Source organism: Aminobacter sp. P4_D5, assembly GCF_056401815.1.
The window spans coordinates 1-15,593 of record NZ_JBFUIP010000133.1; the positions used below are offsets into that span (position 1 = coordinate 1).

The 15,593-nt window shown below is 61.8% G+C and carries 20 protein-coding genes; 9 read left to right on the forward strand and 11 right to left on the reverse strand.

The window, feature by feature from the left end; translation table 11 throughout:
* The 7 genes from AC1DWF_RS22910 to AC1DWF_RS22940 form a co-directional block, all read left to right on the forward strand.
* Positions 1-727: ABC transporter ATP-binding protein (locus tag AC1DWF_RS22910; RefSeq protein ID WP_476842087.1), on the forward strand; the 727-nt coding region annotated here is incomplete at its 5' end.
* A 9-nt stretch (positions 728-736) separates the two neighbouring features.
* Positions 737-1,048, forward strand: a complete 312-nt coding sequence (locus AC1DWF_RS22915) for a DUF6665 family protein (RefSeq protein ID WP_476783449.1) — start codon at positions 737-739, stop codon at positions 1,046-1,048.
* 323 nt (positions 1,049-1,371) lie between these two features.
* Entirely contained in the window at positions 1,372-1,935 is a 564-nt protein-coding gene (petA, locus tag AC1DWF_RS22920; protein ID WP_476842088.1) for a ubiquinol-cytochrome c reductase iron-sulfur subunit, read from the forward strand.
* Between the two features lie 17 nt (positions 1,936-1,952).
* Positions 1,953-3,254, forward strand: coding sequence for a cytochrome b (locus AC1DWF_RS22925; RefSeq protein WP_476783447.1), 1,302 nt, complete (start codon positions 1,953-1,955; stop codon positions 3,252-3,254).
* A gap of 26 nt (positions 3,255-3,280) precedes the next feature.
* Positions 3,281-4,141 (forward strand): cytochrome c1, encoded by an 861-nt coding sequence (locus AC1DWF_RS22930; protein WP_476842089.1) that lies wholly within the window; start codon positions 3,281-3,283, stop codon positions 4,139-4,141.
* Between the two features lie 142 nt (positions 4,142-4,283).
* Positions 4,284-4,829, forward strand: a complete 546-nt coding sequence (locus AC1DWF_RS22935; RefSeq protein WP_476783445.1) for an adenine phosphoribosyltransferase — start codon at positions 4,284-4,286, stop codon at positions 4,827-4,829.
* A 411-nt stretch (positions 4,830-5,240) separates the two neighbouring features.
* Entirely contained in the window at positions 5,241-5,624 is a 384-nt protein-coding gene (locus AC1DWF_RS22940) for a VOC family protein (protein WP_476788002.1), read from the forward strand.
* Positions 5,625-5,737: 113 nt separating this feature from the next.
* On the opposite strand, the gene AC1DWF_RS22945 is transcribed toward AC1DWF_RS22940, so the two are convergent.
* Complete coding sequence (locus AC1DWF_RS22945) at positions 5,738-6,313, reverse strand: dihydrofolate reductase family protein (RefSeq protein WP_476783443.1); 576 nt, start codon at positions 6,311-6,313, stop codon at positions 5,738-5,740.
* A 762-nt stretch (positions 6,314-7,075) separates the two neighbouring features.
* Here AC1DWF_RS22945 and AC1DWF_RS22950 point away from each other — a divergent pair.
* Positions 7,076-7,618, forward strand: coding sequence for a transporter suffix domain-containing protein (locus AC1DWF_RS22950; RefSeq protein ID WP_476787367.1), 543 nt, complete (start codon positions 7,076-7,078; stop codon positions 7,616-7,618).
* 20 nt (positions 7,619-7,638) lie between these two features.
* Here the strand turns inward: AC1DWF_RS22950 and AC1DWF_RS22955 are convergent, their stop codons facing one another.
* The 10 genes from AC1DWF_RS22955 to AC1DWF_RS23000 all read right to left on the reverse strand — a co-directional run bounded on the left by AC1DWF_RS22955 (position 7,639) and on the right by AC1DWF_RS23000 (position 14,537).
* Positions 7,639-8,097, reverse strand: coding sequence for a MaoC family dehydratase (locus AC1DWF_RS22955; RefSeq protein WP_476788003.1), 459 nt, complete (start codon positions 8,095-8,097; stop codon positions 7,639-7,641).
* A complete protein-coding gene (locus tag AC1DWF_RS22960) occupies positions 8,094-8,555 on the reverse strand; it encodes a MaoC family dehydratase (protein WP_476787426.1) in 462 nt (153 codons plus the stop codon). The genes AC1DWF_RS22955 and AC1DWF_RS22960 overlap by 4 nt, the downstream gene beginning before the upstream one ends.
* An 83-nt stretch (positions 8,556-8,638) precedes the next feature.
* The gene (gene corA / locus AC1DWF_RS22965; RefSeq protein ID WP_476788004.1) at positions 8,639-9,613 is read right to left on the reverse strand and encodes a magnesium/cobalt transporter CorA; all 975 of its coding nucleotides are present in this window, start codon (positions 9,611-9,613) and stop codon (positions 8,639-8,641) included.
* Positions 9,614-9,796: 183 nt separating this feature from the next.
* The gene (locus tag AC1DWF_RS22970; protein ID WP_476785891.1) at positions 9,797-10,591 is read right to left on the reverse strand and encodes an APH(3')-II family aminoglycoside O-phosphotransferase; all 795 of its coding nucleotides are present in this window, start codon (positions 10,589-10,591) and stop codon (positions 9,797-9,799) included.
* Between the two features lie 15 nt (positions 10,592-10,606).
* On the reverse strand, positions 10,607-11,710 hold the full coding sequence (ychF, locus tag AC1DWF_RS22975) for a redox-regulated ATPase YchF (RefSeq protein WP_476785892.1): 1,104 nt from the start codon (positions 11,708-11,710) through the stop codon (positions 10,607-10,609).
* 246 nt (positions 11,711-11,956) lie between these two features.
* Positions 11,957-12,169: a hypothetical protein gene (locus AC1DWF_RS22980; protein ID WP_476785893.1), complete on the reverse strand. Its 213-nt coding sequence runs from the start codon at positions 12,167-12,169 to the stop codon at positions 11,957-11,959.
* Entirely contained in the window at positions 12,156-12,413 is a 258-nt protein-coding gene (locus AC1DWF_RS22985) for a type II toxin-antitoxin system CcdA family antitoxin (protein ID WP_476785894.1), read from the reverse strand. The genes AC1DWF_RS22980 and AC1DWF_RS22985 overlap by 14 nt, the downstream gene beginning before the upstream one ends.
* A 59-nt stretch (positions 12,414-12,472) precedes the next feature.
* A complete protein-coding gene (locus AC1DWF_RS22990; protein ID WP_476785895.1) occupies positions 12,473-13,024 on the reverse strand; it encodes a dihydrofolate reductase family protein in 552 nt (183 codons plus the stop codon).
* A 128-nt stretch (positions 13,025-13,152) separates the two neighbouring features.
* Positions 13,153-13,893, reverse strand: coding sequence for an aminoacyl-tRNA hydrolase (gene pth / locus AC1DWF_RS22995; protein WP_476788006.1), 741 nt, complete (start codon positions 13,891-13,893; stop codon positions 13,153-13,155).
* A 26-nt stretch (positions 13,894-13,919) separates the two neighbouring features.
* Positions 13,920-14,537 carry a 50S ribosomal protein L25/general stress protein Ctc gene (locus AC1DWF_RS23000; RefSeq protein WP_476788007.1) on the reverse strand — a complete coding sequence of 206 codons (618 nt, stop codon included), beginning with the start codon at positions 14,535-14,537 and terminating at the stop codon, positions 13,920-13,922.
* A gap of 268 nt (positions 14,538-14,805) precedes the next feature.
* On the opposite strand from AC1DWF_RS23000, the gene AC1DWF_RS23005 reads away from it, so the two are divergent.
* The gene (locus tag AC1DWF_RS23005) at positions 14,806-15,570 is read left to right on the forward strand and encodes a sulfite exporter TauE/SafE family protein (RefSeq protein WP_476788008.1); all 765 of its coding nucleotides are present in this window, start codon (positions 14,806-14,808) and stop codon (positions 15,568-15,570) included.
* Positions 15,571-15,593: the final 23 nt, after the last annotated feature.

Sequence of the window (15,593 nt, forward strand, 5' to 3'; positions counted from 1 at the left end):
GGGCGGCGGCGTCATCGAAAACCTCAATTTGCATATCCGCCCGGGCGAGCGTGTCGCGCTCGTTGGCCCCTCGGGTGCCGGCAAGACCACCATCGTCAACCTGGCGCTGCGCCTGTTCGATGTCGAAAAAGGCCGGATCCTGATCGACGGACATGATGTGCGCGAGATCACCCAGGCATCGCTGCGCGCCCAGTTCGGCGTCGTCAGCCAGGATGCGATGCTGATGCACCGTTCGATATCCGACAATATCGGCTATGGCCGGGCAGGGGCGTCGCAAGCCGAGATCGTCGATGCCGCCCGGCGCGCCGCCGCTCACGACTTCATCGTCGACGTTGCCGATCCGCGCGGCCGGCGCGGCTACGACGCCCATGTCGGCGAGCGTGGCGTCAAGCTGTCGGGCGGCCAGCGCCAACGCGTGGCGATTGCCCGCATGATGCTCAAGGACGCGCCGATCCTGATCCTCGACGAGGCGACCTCGGCCCTCGACAGTGAGGTCGAGGCAGCGATCCAGGACAATCTCGACAGGCTGATGGAGGGCAAGACAGTCATTGCCATAGCCCACCGGCTGTCGACCATCGCAGCACTCGACCGGCTCATCGTCATCGACGAGGGCCGCATCGTCGAGGAAGGCAGTCATGACGCGCTGATCGCCAAGGGCGGGCTCTACGCGCAATTGTGGAAGCGCCAGTCCGGCGGCTTTCTGGCCGATCGGCTCGCGGCGGAGTAGGATCGCATCATGTCGTCGGTGCGCCCGCCATCCATACTCTCGAACCGCTCCGAGCAAACGCTCAACGTGCTCGATTACGAGTTGCTCGGCGAGAAGGCGGCCGCGCTCGGCCGCGCCGGGGACCGGGTCGGCGAAGCCATGGCCAAGCTCAACGCGCATGGCGGCGACGCCGACCAGCGCCGTGTCCTGCTCAAGGCAGCGGCCGATGCCGTCTACGCCTATTTCATCCAGCGCGAACTGTGCGGTCTGCGAAGCCATGATGATGCGATCCGCACCTACGCCATCCCACGCGATGTGCTGGTGCGACTCGGCGCGGCCTGACCGTCGAGCGATCCTTTTCTTGCGCAAGAGCCAGCCACGCCGGTTACCGTCGAAGCGTTGGCATTGCGGAGGCCTCTAAAATACCCGCAAACCCGCCGGAACCCGCACTTTAACCAAGGTTTTCCACCGCCTTGCGTCATCCCCGCGACAATCTGCCCATGTGCCTTGTCGCGTCTGGACAAAAAGAGCCTTCACGCATAAACCGAAGTCCAAATGCCGGAGGAATTCGCTAGCCTGGTTGCCATGCGCTGTCGGGCGTGCATCGTTGAGCGGGGACAATTGCTCAGCCTCCGGTTGGAATTGAGGCAAAAGGATCAGGTCCCGTGAGCGCAACCGATACGAGCGAGCCCAATCGCCGCGATTTTCTTTACGTCGCTACCGCCATGGCAGGTGCCGTTGGCGCTGGTGCCGTGGCCTGGCCCTTCATCGATCAGATGCGCCCGGACGCCTCGACGCTTGCAGCTTCCTCGATCGAGGTTGACGTCTCGTCGCTCACGCCTGGCATGTCGCTGACGGTCAAGTGGCGCGGCAAGCCGGTGTTCATCCGCAACCGCACCCCCGAAGAGATCAAGGCCGCACAGGAAGTGCCGATGGCCGAGCTCAAGGATCCGGTCGCGCGCAACGCCAATATCGCAGCCGACGCCCAGGCGACCGACATCGACCGTACGGCCGGCAAGGACAAGGAAAACTGGCTGGTCATGGTCGGCGTCTGCACCCATCTGGGTTGCGTGCCGCTCGGTCAGCAGGGTGATTTCGGTGGCTGGTTCTGCCCGTGCCACGGCTCCCACTACGACACGGCGGGCCGCATCCRCAAAGGACCGGCGCCTGAAAACCTTCATATTCCGAATTTCCAGTTCATTTCCGACACGAAGCTTCGGATAGGCTGAGCAGGGGGCATAATTCCATGAGCGGTGGACACTCGACCTATTCGCCAAAAACCGGCATTGGCCGCTGGATCGATGCGCGTATGCCGCTGCCGCGGCTGGTGCACGATTCATTCGTCTCCTACCCGGTTCCGCGTAATCTGAATTACGCCTACACCTTCGGCGGCATCCTTTCGATCATGCTGGTGGCGCAGATCCTCACCGGCGTGGTTCTGGCGATGCACTACGCCAACGACACGACGCTGGCTTTCCAGTCGGTCGAAAAGATCATGCGCGACGTCAACTCCGGTTGGCTGCTCCGCTACATGCACTCCAACGGTGCGTCGTTCTTCTTCATCGCCGTCTACATCCACATTATGCGCGGTCTCTACTACGGCTCCTACAAGGCGCCGCGTGAGCTGCTTTGGATCCTGGGCTGCATCATTTACCTGCTGATGATGGCGACCGGCTTCATGGGCTACGTTCTGCCTTGGGGTCAGATGTCCTTCTGGGGCGCGACCGTCATCACCGGCTTCTTCACCGCCATACCGTTGGTCGGAACCTGGATCCAGGAACTGCTGCTTGGTGGCTTTGCCGTCGACAATCCGACGCTGAACCGCTTCTTTGCGCTGCACTACCTGCTGCCGTTCATGATCGCCGGCGTCGTGGTCCTCCACGTCTGGGCGCTGCACGTCACCGGCCAGTCCAACCCGACCGGCATCGAAGTCAAGTCGAAGACCGACACCGTCGCCTTCACGCCCTATGCGACCATCAAGGATGGTTTCGCCATGGTCGTGTTCCTGGCCGTGTTCGCCTACTTCGTCTTCTACATCCCCAACTTCCTCGGCCATCCCGACAACTACATCATGGCCGACTCGCTGAAGACGCCGGCGCACATCGTTCCGGAATGGTATTACCTGCCGTTCTACGCGATCCTGCGCGCCATCACCTTCAACATCGGGCCGATCGACTCCAAGCTCGGTGGCGTGCTCGCCATGTTCGGTTCGATCGCGGTGCTGTTCGTCGTGCCGTGGCTCGACACCTCGAAGGTCCGTTCGGCTGTCTACCGTCCCTGGTACAAGCTGTTCTTCTGGATCTTCGTCATCAACGCGATCTTCCTGGGCTGGCTCGGCTCGCGTCCCGCCGAAGGCTCCTATGTGATCATGTCGCAGATCGCTACGCTCTACTACTTCGCATTCTTCCTGGTCATCATGCCGGTTCTTGGCCTAATCGAGACGCCGCGCCGCTTGCCCAACTCGATCACCGAAGCAGTGCTCGAGAAGAACAAGGGCGGCTCCGCTCATCCGGCTGGTGCAACCGCTGCACCCGAGACCCGCGGCTGAACCGAGAATCTGAGAGGGATTTTGGAATGAAAAAGATTCTCAACGGTCTGGCTGCCATCGGCTTCGTGCTCGCCGGCACCGCCGGCGTGGCGCTGGCTCAGGAAGCGCATAATGCGGCTGAGCCGACGCACTTCCCGATCCACAAGCCCAAGCAGATGGACTGGACTTTCGCCGGCCCATTCGGCACCTACGACAAGGGCCAGCTCCAGCGCGGCCYGAAGATCTACAAGGAAGTGTGCTCGGCCTGTCACTCGATGAACCTGGTGGCGTTCCGCACGCTTTCGGACCTCGGTTACTCCGAAGCGCAGGTCAAGGCCTTCGCCGCCGAGTACGAAGTGCAGGACGGCCCGAACGGCGATGGCGAGATGTTCACCCGCAAGGCTCTGCCTGGCGATCACTTCCCGTCGCCTTTCCCCAATTCGATTGCTGCGGCCGCCGCCAACAATGGCGCTGCTCCGCCCGACTTCTCGCTGATCGCCAAGGCGCGCGGCGTCGAGCGTGGTTTCCCGACCTTCGTGTTCGACATCTTCACCCAGTATGCGTCGAACGGTCCGGACTACATCCACGCGCTTTTGACCGGCTATGACGAGCAGCCGCCGGCCGGCATGGAAGTCGCCGAGGGCACGCACTACAACCCGTTCTTCATCGGCGGCAAGTCGCTGGCCATGGCCAAGCCGCTTTCCGACGGCCAGGTGACCTACGAGGACGGTTCGCCCGAGACGGTCGAGCAGTATTCCAGGGACGTCTCGGCCTTCCTGATGTGGGCCGCCGAGCCGCATCTCGAGGCACGTAAGCAGACCGGCTTCGCTGTTATGATCTTCCTGGTGCTGTTTGCCGGCCTCGTCTACGCCACCAAGCGCAAGGTCTGGGCCAACGTCCCGCACTGATCCGGCCTAGCCGATACGGAATCGAAGGGCGCTCGCAAGGCGCCCTTTTCTTTTGCCGCCCGACCCGTCAAAACTGCCAGTGCACGGTGCTAGAGCGTCCGGGAAAGGATGTGCTGCGCCGTTGGCAACGGAGCCCCCGCCGATGAATACCTCTCTTGAACAGACGCTGCTTGCCACCATCCGGAACATTCCCGATTACCCCAGGCCCGGCGTGATGTTCCGCGACATCACCACGCTGCTCGGCAATGCGCGCGCTTTCCGCCGCACCATCGACGAGCTCGTCCATCCCTATGCCGGTGCCAAGATCGACCAGGTCGCCGGCATCGAGGCGCGAGGCTTCATCCTGGGCGGCGCCATCGCGCACCAGATGTCGGCCGGCTTCGTGCCGATCCGCAAGAAGGGCAAGCTGCCGCACGAGACGGTGCGCATCGCCTACAGCCTGGAATACGGCCTCGACGAGATGGAGATGCACAAGGACGCCATCGCTGTCGGCGAAAAGGTCATCCTCGTCGACGACCTGATCGCCACCGGAGGCACCGCCGAGGCCGCGGTCAAGCTTCTGCGCCAGATCGGTGCCGACATCGTCGCTGCCTGCTTCATCGTCGATCTGCCCGACCTTGGCGGCCGCAAGAAGCTCGAAGCGCTCGGCGTCGACGTGCGCACGCTGATAGCCTTCGAAGGCCACTGAGGGGGCTCTGTGGTTGCCCAGGCGTGGAGAATGCCTCCACGTCTCTTGGGAGGGATGTCGACTGAGGAATTCCTGGATCGTCCCGGAGGTGGCCAGTCACCTCAAGGCCAAGCTTCAGGATTATCCAAGCCACGATAAATACACGTATGGAAGCTGACACCCTGGTCACGACGCGACATCACTGGATGTTGTGACACGGTCTGCCCAATTAGAGCGCCGCGCGTCTTTTGGGATGCGCAAAGGACGCTTTAAGTTATTGAATCTGCGCGTCGTGCTTTCCGAAATCGTTTCCGATTTCCGGGCCGATGCACTAATGCGACGGGAACAGCGTTGCTGCAATATTTGTTCTTGTTATGTTCTGAGTATGCAGTATGAACTCTCACGATCCTGCCACCGGAGAAAGGGGAGATTATGAGCGTTTATGTGACTGTGGGTGCATTGGAATCCGCCCAGTCGAATTCCTTCTATGATGCGACATTGGCGACCATTGGATGGAGCAAGCATACGGAATTTCCAGGCTGGCGCGCTTACTCTGAAGGTGGAACAGGCAAGGGTTTTGTCTTGTGGGTCAGCAAGCCTTTCAACGGCGAACCGGCCAGCGCTGGAAATGGCTCCATGGTCGGATTTATGGTCAAATCCCCTGTGGAAGTGGATGCTTTTTATGAAGCTGCCATGGCCAACGGTGGAGCCGATGAAGGTGCACCTAACCCACGTCCACACTATGGACCTACGTGGTACGCCGCCTACATGCGCGATCCATCTGGAAACAAGGTTTCTGTAGTCTACAACGGGTAGCCTCCGCGGCTGTCAGGCGTGGAGAATGTCTCCACGCCCTTTGTTTTTTGTCGAGGTGCGCGAGGGGCAGGACCACCAACCGTCGTTGGTCACGCCCTTGCGGTGCAGAGCCGCTAGCCAATCCCATAGATCAGGCTCAGGCGCCCGTTGGTGAGCTGTTCGACCTTCTGCAGCTCAAGGCCGTGGCGGCGCTCTGTGGCGGCAAAGAGCGCCTTGCCATCGCCGGCGACGAGCGGATAGACGATCAGGCGCAACTCATCGACCAGCCCGGCATCGATCAAGCTCGCAGTGGTTCGGGCGCCGCCGACCAGATAGATGTCCTTGCCGGGCAGGCGCTTCAGGGCTGCGACGTCTTCGAGAGTTCGAACGAATCTCGTGTTCGGCCAAAGCGTCGAAGCCAGGCTGTTCGACAGCACGTAATGCGGGGTCTTTTTGATGAACTGGGCCCAGTCGAGTTCGGCCGGTGTCGGTGCTGTGCCCGTGATCCAGGCGGGATTGCCCGGCTCATTCTGTATCGCCGTCCAATAGCGCTCGTAGCCGGGGTACATGTCGCCGCCAAGCAGGCAGGCGTCCACTTGCGCCATGACGCCATAGTCGTCGGACCAGGCCTCGACCCAATCCGCCATGCCTTCCGGTCCCTCGATCTTGCCGTCGACAGAGATCTTCATTCCAGCAATCAGCTTGCGCATTGCAATCTCCATATCGTTTGGTCAGCCGGTCCGCGATCGGCGCCGGGCTGAGACTTCGAGTTGTCATTCAGCCATATGGTTGAATGTAATATGCGCAAGCAAATAATCAACCGAATGGTTTAATGACTGCTGCCAAACGTCAGCATCTGTCAGCATCGACCGTGGATAGCCGCGCCGGTTTTTCCACGCCCCGAAAACCTCCCGTATCATTGACCTCGCGATCTTCCACGGGACCCCGGTGCGCACCGGGCTCGGGCCGGTGCCGGGCTGGCAGGAGGTCGGTGCTCCTGCTGGGTGATGAGCCCCCAAGCCCGGGCCTTGCGGCGGCTGGCGGTGAAAGCCGAGGCGACTGAGCGGGGCAAGAACACCGAGCGGGGCGCGAACGTCGCGCCACATACTAACTATCGGACGGCTCGGCCTCGCGCCCCGCTTCCCGAACTACCTCCTGCAAGGGAGTGCTCTTTGACAATGGCCAGACCGGCAACGGGGCGTGGCGGTGAACAAGCTTGGCTCCTTCTCCCCGTTCACGGGGAGAAGGTGCCGGCAGGCGGATGAGGGGCGGTTCGAACTTGGCGAATTTGGCTCTGCCCCTCACCCGACCCTCCGGGCCACCCTCTCCCCGCAAAACGGGGCGAGGGGACCCCACGCCAGCTGGGCATGCCGAAGCTGCAGGGGCATCGCCGCCGAAAGATTGGCGTGTTAAGCACTGCAGCTGACGGCCAAGCTGGTCGGACGCCGCACGCAGCGAAATGGAGTTCGCCGATGGCAGGTCAAGGCTCGAAAGCTGCCCAGCCGAGCATGTCGACGTGGCGCTTCAAGGCTGGTGTTTTCTTGCTGGGCCTGGTGATTGCCGCCTGGCTGTTGGTACCGGTCGCGGCGTGGCTCGGCGCCTCGGCAGGAACCATCGCGACACTCACCGGACTGATCTTCATCTGGAACAAGGCGGTCATCCTGCTGATGATCGCGATCATGGGCAAGCCGGGCTTTCAGCAGCTCAAGAGCAAGGTGCTCGCTGCCTTTCGCTCTCCGCCTGAAAGCAGTATCAGCCCGGCGCGCTACAATATCGGGCTCGTCATGTTCTGCGTCCCCTTGGTCACCGCGGCGCTCGAGCCCTACATCGACGCGGCATTTCCCGAGCTTCGCCCGAACCTGTTTGAGCTGCAGATACTCGGCGACCTGGTGTTCCTGGCCAGCTTTCTGGTGCTGGGGGGCAATTTCTGGGCAAAGATCCGCGCCTTGTTCAGCCGAACGGCGCGTGTCATCGATTTCGGTGAAACGGCTGGGCACGCCGATTTGGCCGCGTGAGCCCACGAGGCAAACCGCCGTTAAGCTACCTTCACGAGCACGGCGCTGTTGAACTCGATGACCTTGTCGCCGGTGGAGTCAAAACCCTCGGAATGGATGGTCATGATGCGCCAGCCGGGGCGTGAGGCGAGCGGCCGGTGGTCGAGGCCGCGCCGGGTGAAGGTCACCGTCTCGCCGGCATAGACCGGCTTCAGCCATTTCAGGTTCTTGAAGCCGGGCGAGGGGCCGAATTCCGGTTTCGGGCCGGGGCCCTCCCAGGCGCGGCCGCGATGCGCAAGGTTGAGCTTCATCCAGGCCGCAGTGGTGTGCCAGCCCGAAGCACACAGGCTGCCGAAGACGCTGGCCTTGGCGGCCTCCTCGTCGACATGGAAGGGCTGCGGATCGTATTTGCGGGCGAATTCCTTGATCGCCTCGGCCTCGAAACGGTAGCTGCCGAGCGTGATTGTGACGCCGATGCCGAGATATTCGTCGAGCGTCATGCCGCTGCCTCGCGGGTGAGGAACATGCAGGTGTTGGCAAGTTCGAAAACGATCTCGCCCTTCTGGTTCACCAGTTCGGCCCGCCAGCTGACGAAGCCGAGCGTCGGTTTCGAGCGTGACAGGCGCTTGGACAGGATGGTCAGTTTGCCGTTCAGCGTGTCGCGTGCCAGCACCGGCCGTTTCCATTTCGCATAGTCGATGCCCGGCGCGCCTTGCGAGGTCGAGTCGAGCAGGAAAGCGTCGCACAGCATGCGCATGAACATCGAGCAGGTGTGCCAGCCCGACGCCGATAGCCCGCCCAGGATGCTCGCCTTGCCGGCTTCTTCGTCGAGATGAAACGGCTGCGCGTCGAACTCCGAGGCGAATTCGACGATCTCATCTGCGCTGACGATCTTGGTGCCGAGGTCCAGCACGGCGCCCTCGCCAAAATCCTCATAGGCCCATTTCTTGGCGCTCATCGGAAATCCTGTTCAAGATTGTACGATTATCATGAACCTGCGTGACGTCGCCCGCAAGGCACGGCCAAGGCTTAACTATTGGCTCACAGCCAGCCGCGGCGGCGGAAATACCAATAGGGCAGGATCGCCGAGACGACCATCATGCCGAGCGCGAAGGGGTAGCCGAACAGCCATTTCAGCTCCGGCATCAGTTCGAAATTCATGCCGTAGATCGAGGCCACGAGCGTGGGCGGCAGGAACACGACCGCTGCCACTGAAACGATCTTGATGATGCCGTTCTGCTCGATGTTGATCATGCCGAGCGTGGCATCGAGCAGAAAGGTGATTTTCTGCGACAGGAAATTGGCGTGGTCGGTGAGCGACAGCACGTCGCGCGACAAGGTCTTGACGTGTGCCTTGGCATCCTTGCCGTTCTTGCCCAGGCCAACGGCATTGGCAAGAAAACCCGACAGGCGCTGCAGAGAGGTCAGGCTGTCGCGGATGTCGGAGGTCAGCGTTTCCTTGCGGCCGATATCCTTGAGCAGGCGCTGGAAGTCGCGGTCGCGCTTCGAGGCCTTGGTGGCGGTCGGGTTGAAGATGTCCTTGGAGATCGCCTCCACACCACGCGAAGCACGCTCCAAGACGTCGGCGAGGCGGTCGACGATCGCCTCCAGCAGGCCGATGAGGATGGTTTCGCCCGTGGTGCAGCCGGTCGAGGCCTTTTCGGCCCGCATCGGAAAGGTCTGGAAGGCGCGCGGCTCGTGATAGCGGATGGTGACCAGCAGATTGCGGCGCAAAACGAAGGTGACGGGCGACATCACAGGATCGTCGCTGTCGGCCTGCGAGGGCAAGGTGGCGGTCATGAAATAGGCGCCGTCCTCGACATAGAGGCGCGACGAGATTTCGATCTCCTCCATCTCTTCGCGCGTCGGAACACCAACCCCGAGCCATTGCTCGATCATTGCCTCTTCGTCTTTGGTCGGCGTGAACATGTCGGCCCACACGATCCTGTCCTTGTCGGCCTCGATATTCTCCGAGAGCCGCAGACGCTCGTTTTCCACGACGAATGCCTTGATCATCGGCCGGGTCTCCCATGCTGGAGGCGAGACTGCCCAACCGGGCACGCGCTCAAGTTAACGTCAAAACACAGTGCCGACAGCCGGCCCACCAGGCCGCGCGTAGACCCGGGCGCAGCAGGCGTCAAGCCGCCAGTCCGTAGGGGCGGGACATGACGGAACTATGACGTCGTCACCGAGGTCTGCTTAGAAGAACTCGTCGAGCAGCTGGTAGTAGGAGAGCTTCGCCGCTTCGGCCTCCGGGAGGCCGTACAGCGCGAGGAAGGGCGCTATCCACTCTTCGCCAAGATTGGTGTGGATGCTCCAGCAGACGATGCCCAAATCCTGATGACGGTCGGCGACGCCTAGCCGGCTGCAATCGATGAAGCCTGAGAAGCTGTCGGCATCGGCGATGAAATTTGGCATGGACGCGTCGCCATGGGTCACCACCAGCTCTTCGCTGGCTGGCCGGCGCGCCAGAACCTGTTCGAATACCGTTTCGGCGGTTTGTCCTAGCCATTCCTCGTCGAAGTCGTCCTCATCGACCTCGCCGGCTTCCATGCGGGACTTTGCCAAAGCGATACGCGCCGCAAGCCTATGGTCGAACGGGCAGGAGGAGATATCCAGCGCATGCAAGCTGCGCAGCGCCTTGGCCATGATGGCGATGGCCTTGTCGGGCGCGGTCACTTGCGAAACCAGATCCTGGCCGGCAAGCGCGCTCATCAGCAGCCAGTTGTGGCCGGCATGGGTATCGAAGACGATGACTTTGGGGCAGGGGACGCCTTGGCTGCCTAACCAGCGCAGCCGAGCCACCTCATCGGGCAGCTCGGCAAAGTCGCTGGTCTCTTCGGTCTTGAGGAAAAGGGTCGGCTTGCCGTTGGCTGCAAGCTTGAACACGCCGGCATCGGAATGGCCGATGGTCTGCCGGTCCCAGTCGTAACCCGATAACGCGGCCCGCAACGATTTCGGAAGATCGATCTCGAAAGATGCGTGTTGCGTCATCGGGGTCTCAAGGCATCAGGTGTTGAACTTGAACAGCATGACGTCGCCGTCCTGGACGACATATTCCTTGCCTTCGTCGCGCGCCTTGCCGGCCTCCTTGGCCGGAACTTCGCCGCCGAGCGTGACAAAGTCGTTATAGGCGATGGTCTGGGCACGGATGAAGCCGCGTTCGAAGTCGGTGTGGATCACGCCCGCCGCCTGCGGCGCCTTGGCGCCCTTGTGCACGGTCCAGGCACGCGTCTCCTTGGGGCCGACGGTGAAATAGGTGATCAGGTGCAAAAGCTCGTAACCGGCGCGGATGAGCTTATCCAGGCCCGGCTCCTTGAGGCCGAGATCGGCCAGGAATTCCTGGGCTTCTTCGTCGGGCAGCTGGGCGACTTCGGCTTCGATGGCGGCCGAGATGACGACGACGCCAGCGCCTTGTGCCGCAGCCATCTTCTCGACGGCGCGGGTGTGCTCGTTGCCGGTCGCGGCATCGCTTTCGGCGACGTTGCAGACATAAAGCACAGGATGCGAAGTCAGGAGGTTGAGGCCCTGAAGGATCTCGAGGTCTTCGGCGGCAATGCCCTTGAGCAGCAGGCGCGCCGGCTTGCCGTCCTGCAGCAGCGCAAGCGACTGCTCCATCATCGGCAGGACGGTGGTTGCTTCCTTGTCCTTGCTTGCGGCGCGCTTGCGGAACTGCACGATGCGGCGCTCGAGGCTTTCGAGGTCGGCGAGCATCAGCTCGGTCTCGACCGTCTCGGCGTCGGCGACCGGATCGATGCGGCCTTCGACGTGGGTGATGTCGTCATCTTCGAAGCAGCGCAGCACGTGCACGATCGCGTCGACCTCGCGGATATTGGCGAGGAACTGGTTGCCCAGGCCTTCGCCCTTCGAAGCGCCGCGCACCAGGCCAGCGATATCGACGAAGGAAATACGGGTCGGGATGATCTCCTTCGACTTGGCGGTCGCCGCCAGAAGTTTTAGGCGCGGGTCCGGAACCGCCACCTCACCGGTGTTCGGCTCGATGGTGCAGAAGGGGTAGTTTGCCGCCTGCGCGGCTGCCGTGCGCGTCAGCGCGTTGAAAAGCGTCGATTTGCCTACGTTGGGCAGGCCAACGATGCCGCATTTGAAACCCATGGTGATTGGTCCTATCGGGAAATCTGAATTTGATCAGGGCTATGGGCGAAAGGATTAACGATCGTCAAGCCTTCGATGTCCTGCCCGTCCTGCAAATCCTCGGAAAGGAAGTATTTGCAGCCGAGTTCAAGGGCGCAGGCGAGCAGCAGGCAATCCCACCAGGAGTAGAGTGTTTCTGCGCGGATCCTTCGAGCAGCATGGACAGACGCCATGGTAATTGGACTGTTTCCCAGAAATGAAAGCTCGTCAACTGCCGCAAATACCTCGTCCTGTCAGGTCCCGCCGCTTTCGCAACATGACTTGGGTCACTTCGTTGAGGACCTGCAGGTTCACGCAGGCGACACCGCGCCAAACCGTTTCACGAAGCCAGGCATTCGATATGTCGGCCTTGGCCGAGAGCGCGATATCACGCGCGTACAGCAAGACATTGCTGTCGATGAATACCTTATCGCCTTGCATTGCGCTCTTCAGCGGTTGGCATGCGCCCGTTTTCCGAGATGGGCAACTTGGGTCCGTTCAGGAAGCGTTCCAGCGCCTTCATTCGCCGCTCGCGCTCTTGATCGCGGCTTCCTTGCGTTGTGTCGCGCACGCTCTGTTGAACCAGGCCAGAGACATATCGCGATATGCTCAGGCCCGCCTTCGCTGCCTCGATACGTGCCTCGCGCAGCAGCTCCCCATCCATCGAAATGGTCACGTTCTTCATGGCAACTCACGAAAACACGAGCCTCGTGTTTTCGTATATAGCCTTTGAAGCTCAGCCCTTCAAGAATCCGCCCTTCGCGCGCGGTATTGCGAATGCACCGCGCCATTGGCGAGCGGCTTGGCAAAGGCCAGATCGAGCCAGCGATCGGCCTGCTTGCCGCCAAAGGCAGGGATGCCGGAGCCCAGGATCACCGGGATCGTTCCGATCTCGATGGTGTCGAGCAGGCCGGCGTCCATGAACTGGCGGGCGAGGTCGCCGCCGCCGAACAGCCAGATGCGGCCATCGGCACCACGTGCCCGCAAATTGGCGAGCATCTCGGCAGGCGTGCCGGCCATCGCTTCCACGTTCTCGGGCGGGTTTTCGAGTGGGCGCGACGTAGCGACGAGGCAACGGTGCCTGGCGTAGCCCCATTCCGGTTCGCGGCGAACAACATCATAAGTCGCGCGCCCCATGACGATACCGCTCAGCGACGCCATGAACCCGGAAAAATCATAGTCGTCATCAGCCGGAAAATTGTCGAGCCAGTCGAAGCTGCCGTCTTCTCGGGCAATGTAGCCGTCAAGCGACATCGCGAACATGTAGATGACGTCGCCAACGCCGACAGGGGCCATCGGAATCGCTCCTTGTTGCCAAAGAGCATTCTTTAACACGAAGGCTGGTCGGCTTTTGTCAGGAGCGTTCGCTGGCTGGCTTCAGGGGAGCATTGAGGCCGCCTCTGGAAAACAAGGGTATCGCCAGATCAATCCTTGTTGCCGAACAGCTTTTTCAGCATCGCAGCCATCGGCCCGCTTTCGGGAATCTTGACCGGAGCCTGGGGCGTGCGGGCCTGGCGGATGTGGCTTTGAGCTTTTGGCGCTTGCTGCTTTGGGGCCCTGGGCGGCGGGCGGTCGTCGTCGGAAGTGGGTGCAAGCTTGTCGCGCAGGCCGACCGTCACCTTGTTCATGAAGCCGTTGTCGTCGCCCTTGGTCAGAAAATCGGCACTATCGGCCACCAGGTCGAGAAGAACGTCCAGCCATTCCTTGTCGGCCTTGGCGAAGTCACCCAGAACGTGGTCGTGCACCATTTCCTTGACGCCAGGATGGCCGATGCCGATGCGGACACGGCGATAGTTCTTGGCGATGTGCTGGTCGATCGAGCGGATGCCGTTATGGCCACCCGCGCCGCCGCCGATCTTGACCCGCACCTTGCCGGCGATCAGGTCGAGCTCATCGTAAAAGACGGTCAGCGCTGAAGGTTCGAGCTTGTAGAAGCGCAAGGCTTCCCCGACCGACTGGCCGGACAGGTTCATGAAGGTCTGCGGCTTGATCAGGATGACCTTTTCGCCGCCGATGTTGCCTTCGGAAATCAGGCCCTTGAACTTTTTCGTCCAGGGCGAAAACGAATGGCGGCGGGCAATTGCGTCCGCCGCCATGTAGCCGACATTGTGCCGGTTGTTCTGATATTGCGCACCCGGATTGCCGAGACCTGCAAAGAGCAGCATGTTCGGATCCTCCGGGCGCTAGAGGCTTAGGCCTCGGCGGCCTCGCCACCTTCGGCAGCGCCTTCTTCCGACTTCGATGCCGAAGTGCCGGCGATCGTTGCGATGGTGAAATCGCGGTCGGAGATGACCGGCTTTACGCCCTTGGGCAGCTTGACGGCCGAGATGTGGATCGAATCGCCGATGTCGGTGCCGTCGAGATCGACGGTGATGAAGTCCGGGATCGCATTGGCCGGGCAGTGGAACTCGACTTCGTGACGAACGATGTTGAGCGTACCGCCGCGCTTGATGCCGGGCGACTTTTCTTCATTGATGAAGTGCACCGGAACCTGGACGTTGACTTCGGTGTTTGCGCCGACGCGCAGGAAGTCGACATGCATCGGGAAGTCACGGACCGGGTCAAGCTGATAGTCCTTCGGCAGGACCTGGATCTTCTTGCCGTCGACATCGATCGTGGCCACGGTGGTCAGAAAGCTGCCGCCATGGATCTTGTAGAAGATGTCCTTGTAGGACAGGGCGATGGCCAGGGGAGGCTGCTTGTCGCCGTAAATAACTGCAGGCACTTTACCGTTGCGGCGAACTTCACGGGCGGACCCCTTACCGACCTGTTCGCGTGCTTCGGCCTTGAGCTCGTATGTTTCGCTCATGGCATTTCCTTTCGGTTGTATGGAGCGCCTACGGCCGGCTCGAAGCCGCATCCGTAAACGTCGAAAGCCGCCGGGTGGGGCGGCCTTCCGCCGCGTTGCCTCCAAGGGTGTCTACGCGGGTGGCGGCTCTATAACGGAAGGTGGCCAAAAGTGCAACCGCCGGGGCTCTTTGCGCTGGCTCCCTCATGGAGCCGTCGTGGCCACTCGCGAAATCGTCCGCATGCCTGTATCACGCCGGTTCGTAACATTCACGGCGGCAATTTCATTGATGCAAGAACTTCTCCCGCTCGACCTTTCGGCGGCCACTATCCTTGTGCTTGTCGTGGCTGCGTTCGTCGCAGGCTGCGCCCGCGGCTTCTCCGGTTTCGGCGGCGCGCTGATTTTCGTGCCGGTGGCAAGCTCGCTGGTCGGAGCCAAGCTTGCGGTGCCGCTGCTCTTGATCGTCGACCTCGTGCTGACCCCGGGGCTCATCCCGAATGCGTGGCGAAACGCCGACCGCGCCAATGTCGGCGTCATGGCGCTCGGAGCGGTCATCGGCGTGCCAGCCGGCACCTATATGCTCAGCCATGTCGACGGCGTGGTGATCCGCTGGGGCATCGTCGTCATCGTGGTTGCGCTGCTCGCCTTGTTGATGTCGGGCTGGCGCTATCACGGCCGCCCTCACGCCAGCCTGACCGCTGCCGTCGGCGCGACCTCGGGGCTGTTTTCGGGCGCCGCCCAGGTCGGCGGACCGCCTGTCGTCGCCTACTGGCTCGGCGGCGCCTTCCTGCCGCAGACGGTGCGTGCCAACATCGTGCTCTACTTTGCCATATCGAGCGTGCTGTCGATCGTAAGCTATTTGGTCGCTGGGCTGCTGACCTGGGAGACAGTGGGCCTTTCACTGACGATCGGACCGACCTTCGCTGCGGGACTTTTCATCGGCTCGCGCCTATTCAGCCGCGCCAACGAGACCACGTTCCGCCGCATCTGCTACGGCTTGATCGCGACGGCGGCGATCATCGGGCTGCCCGTGCTGGACGGCGTGCTGCGCTGATTGGGGAATGCGTGCGCCGGCCC

Coding starts and splice junctions, on each gene's coding strand:
- AC1DWF_RS22980 (WP_476785893.1), bottom strand. CDS start 12,169: ATGCAAGGCGATAAGGTATTCATCGACAGCAATGTCTTGCTGTACGCG.
- AC1DWF_RS22925 (WP_476783447.1), top strand. CDS start 1,953: ATGAGCGGTGGACACTCGACCTATTCGCCAAAAACCGGCATTGGCCGC.
- AC1DWF_RS22950 (WP_476787367.1), top strand. CDS start 7,076: ATGGCAGGTCAAGGCTCGAAAGCTGCCCAGCCGAGCATGTCGACGTGG.
- AC1DWF_RS22915 (WP_476783449.1), top strand. CDS start 737: ATGTCGTCGGTGCGCCCGCCATCCATACTCTCGAACCGCTCCGAGCAA.
- AC1DWF_RS22990 (WP_476785895.1), bottom strand. CDS start 13,024: ATGGCCCCTGTCGGCGTTGGCGACGTCATCTACATGTTCGCGATGTCG.
- corA (WP_476788004.1), bottom strand. CDS start 9,613: ATGATCAAGGCATTCGTCGTGGAAAACGAGCGTCTGCGGCTCTCGGAG.
- AC1DWF_RS22955 (WP_476788003.1), bottom strand. CDS start 8,097: ATGACGCTCGACGAATATCTCGGCATCGGCGTCACAATCACGCTCGGC.
- AC1DWF_RS22945 (WP_476783443.1), bottom strand. CDS start 6,313: ATGCGCAAGCTGATTGCTGGAATGAAGATCTCTGTCGACGGCAAGATC.
- AC1DWF_RS23000 (WP_476788007.1), bottom strand. CDS start 14,537: ATGAGCGAAACATACGAGCTCAAGGCCGAAGCACGCGAACAGGTCGGT.
- AC1DWF_RS22970 (WP_476785891.1), bottom strand. CDS start 10,591: ATGACGCAACACGCATCTTTCGAGATCGATCTTCCGAAATCGTTGCGG.
- pth (WP_476788006.1), bottom strand. CDS start 13,893: ATGCTGCTCTTTGCAGGTCTCGGCAATCCGGGTGCGCAATATCAGAAC.
- AC1DWF_RS22940 (WP_476788002.1), top strand. CDS start 5,241: ATGAGCGTTTATGTGACTGTGGGTGCATTGGAATCCGCCCAGTCGAAT.
- AC1DWF_RS22935 (WP_476783445.1), top strand. CDS start 4,284: ATGAATACCTCTCTTGAACAGACGCTGCTTGCCACCATCCGGAACATT.
- AC1DWF_RS22985 (WP_476785894.1), bottom strand. CDS start 12,413: ATGAAGAACGTGACCATTTCGATGGATGGGGAGCTGCTGCGCGAGGCA.
- AC1DWF_RS23005 (WP_476788008.1), top strand. CDS start 14,806: ATGCAAGAACTTCTCCCGCTCGACCTTTCGGCGGCCACTATCCTTGTG.
- AC1DWF_RS22960 (WP_476787426.1), bottom strand. CDS start 8,555: ATGAGCGCCAAGAAATGGGCCTATGAGGATTTTGGCGAGGGCGCCGTG.
- ychF (WP_476785892.1), bottom strand. CDS start 11,710: ATGGGTTTCAAATGCGGCATCGTTGGCCTGCCCAACGTAGGCAAATCG.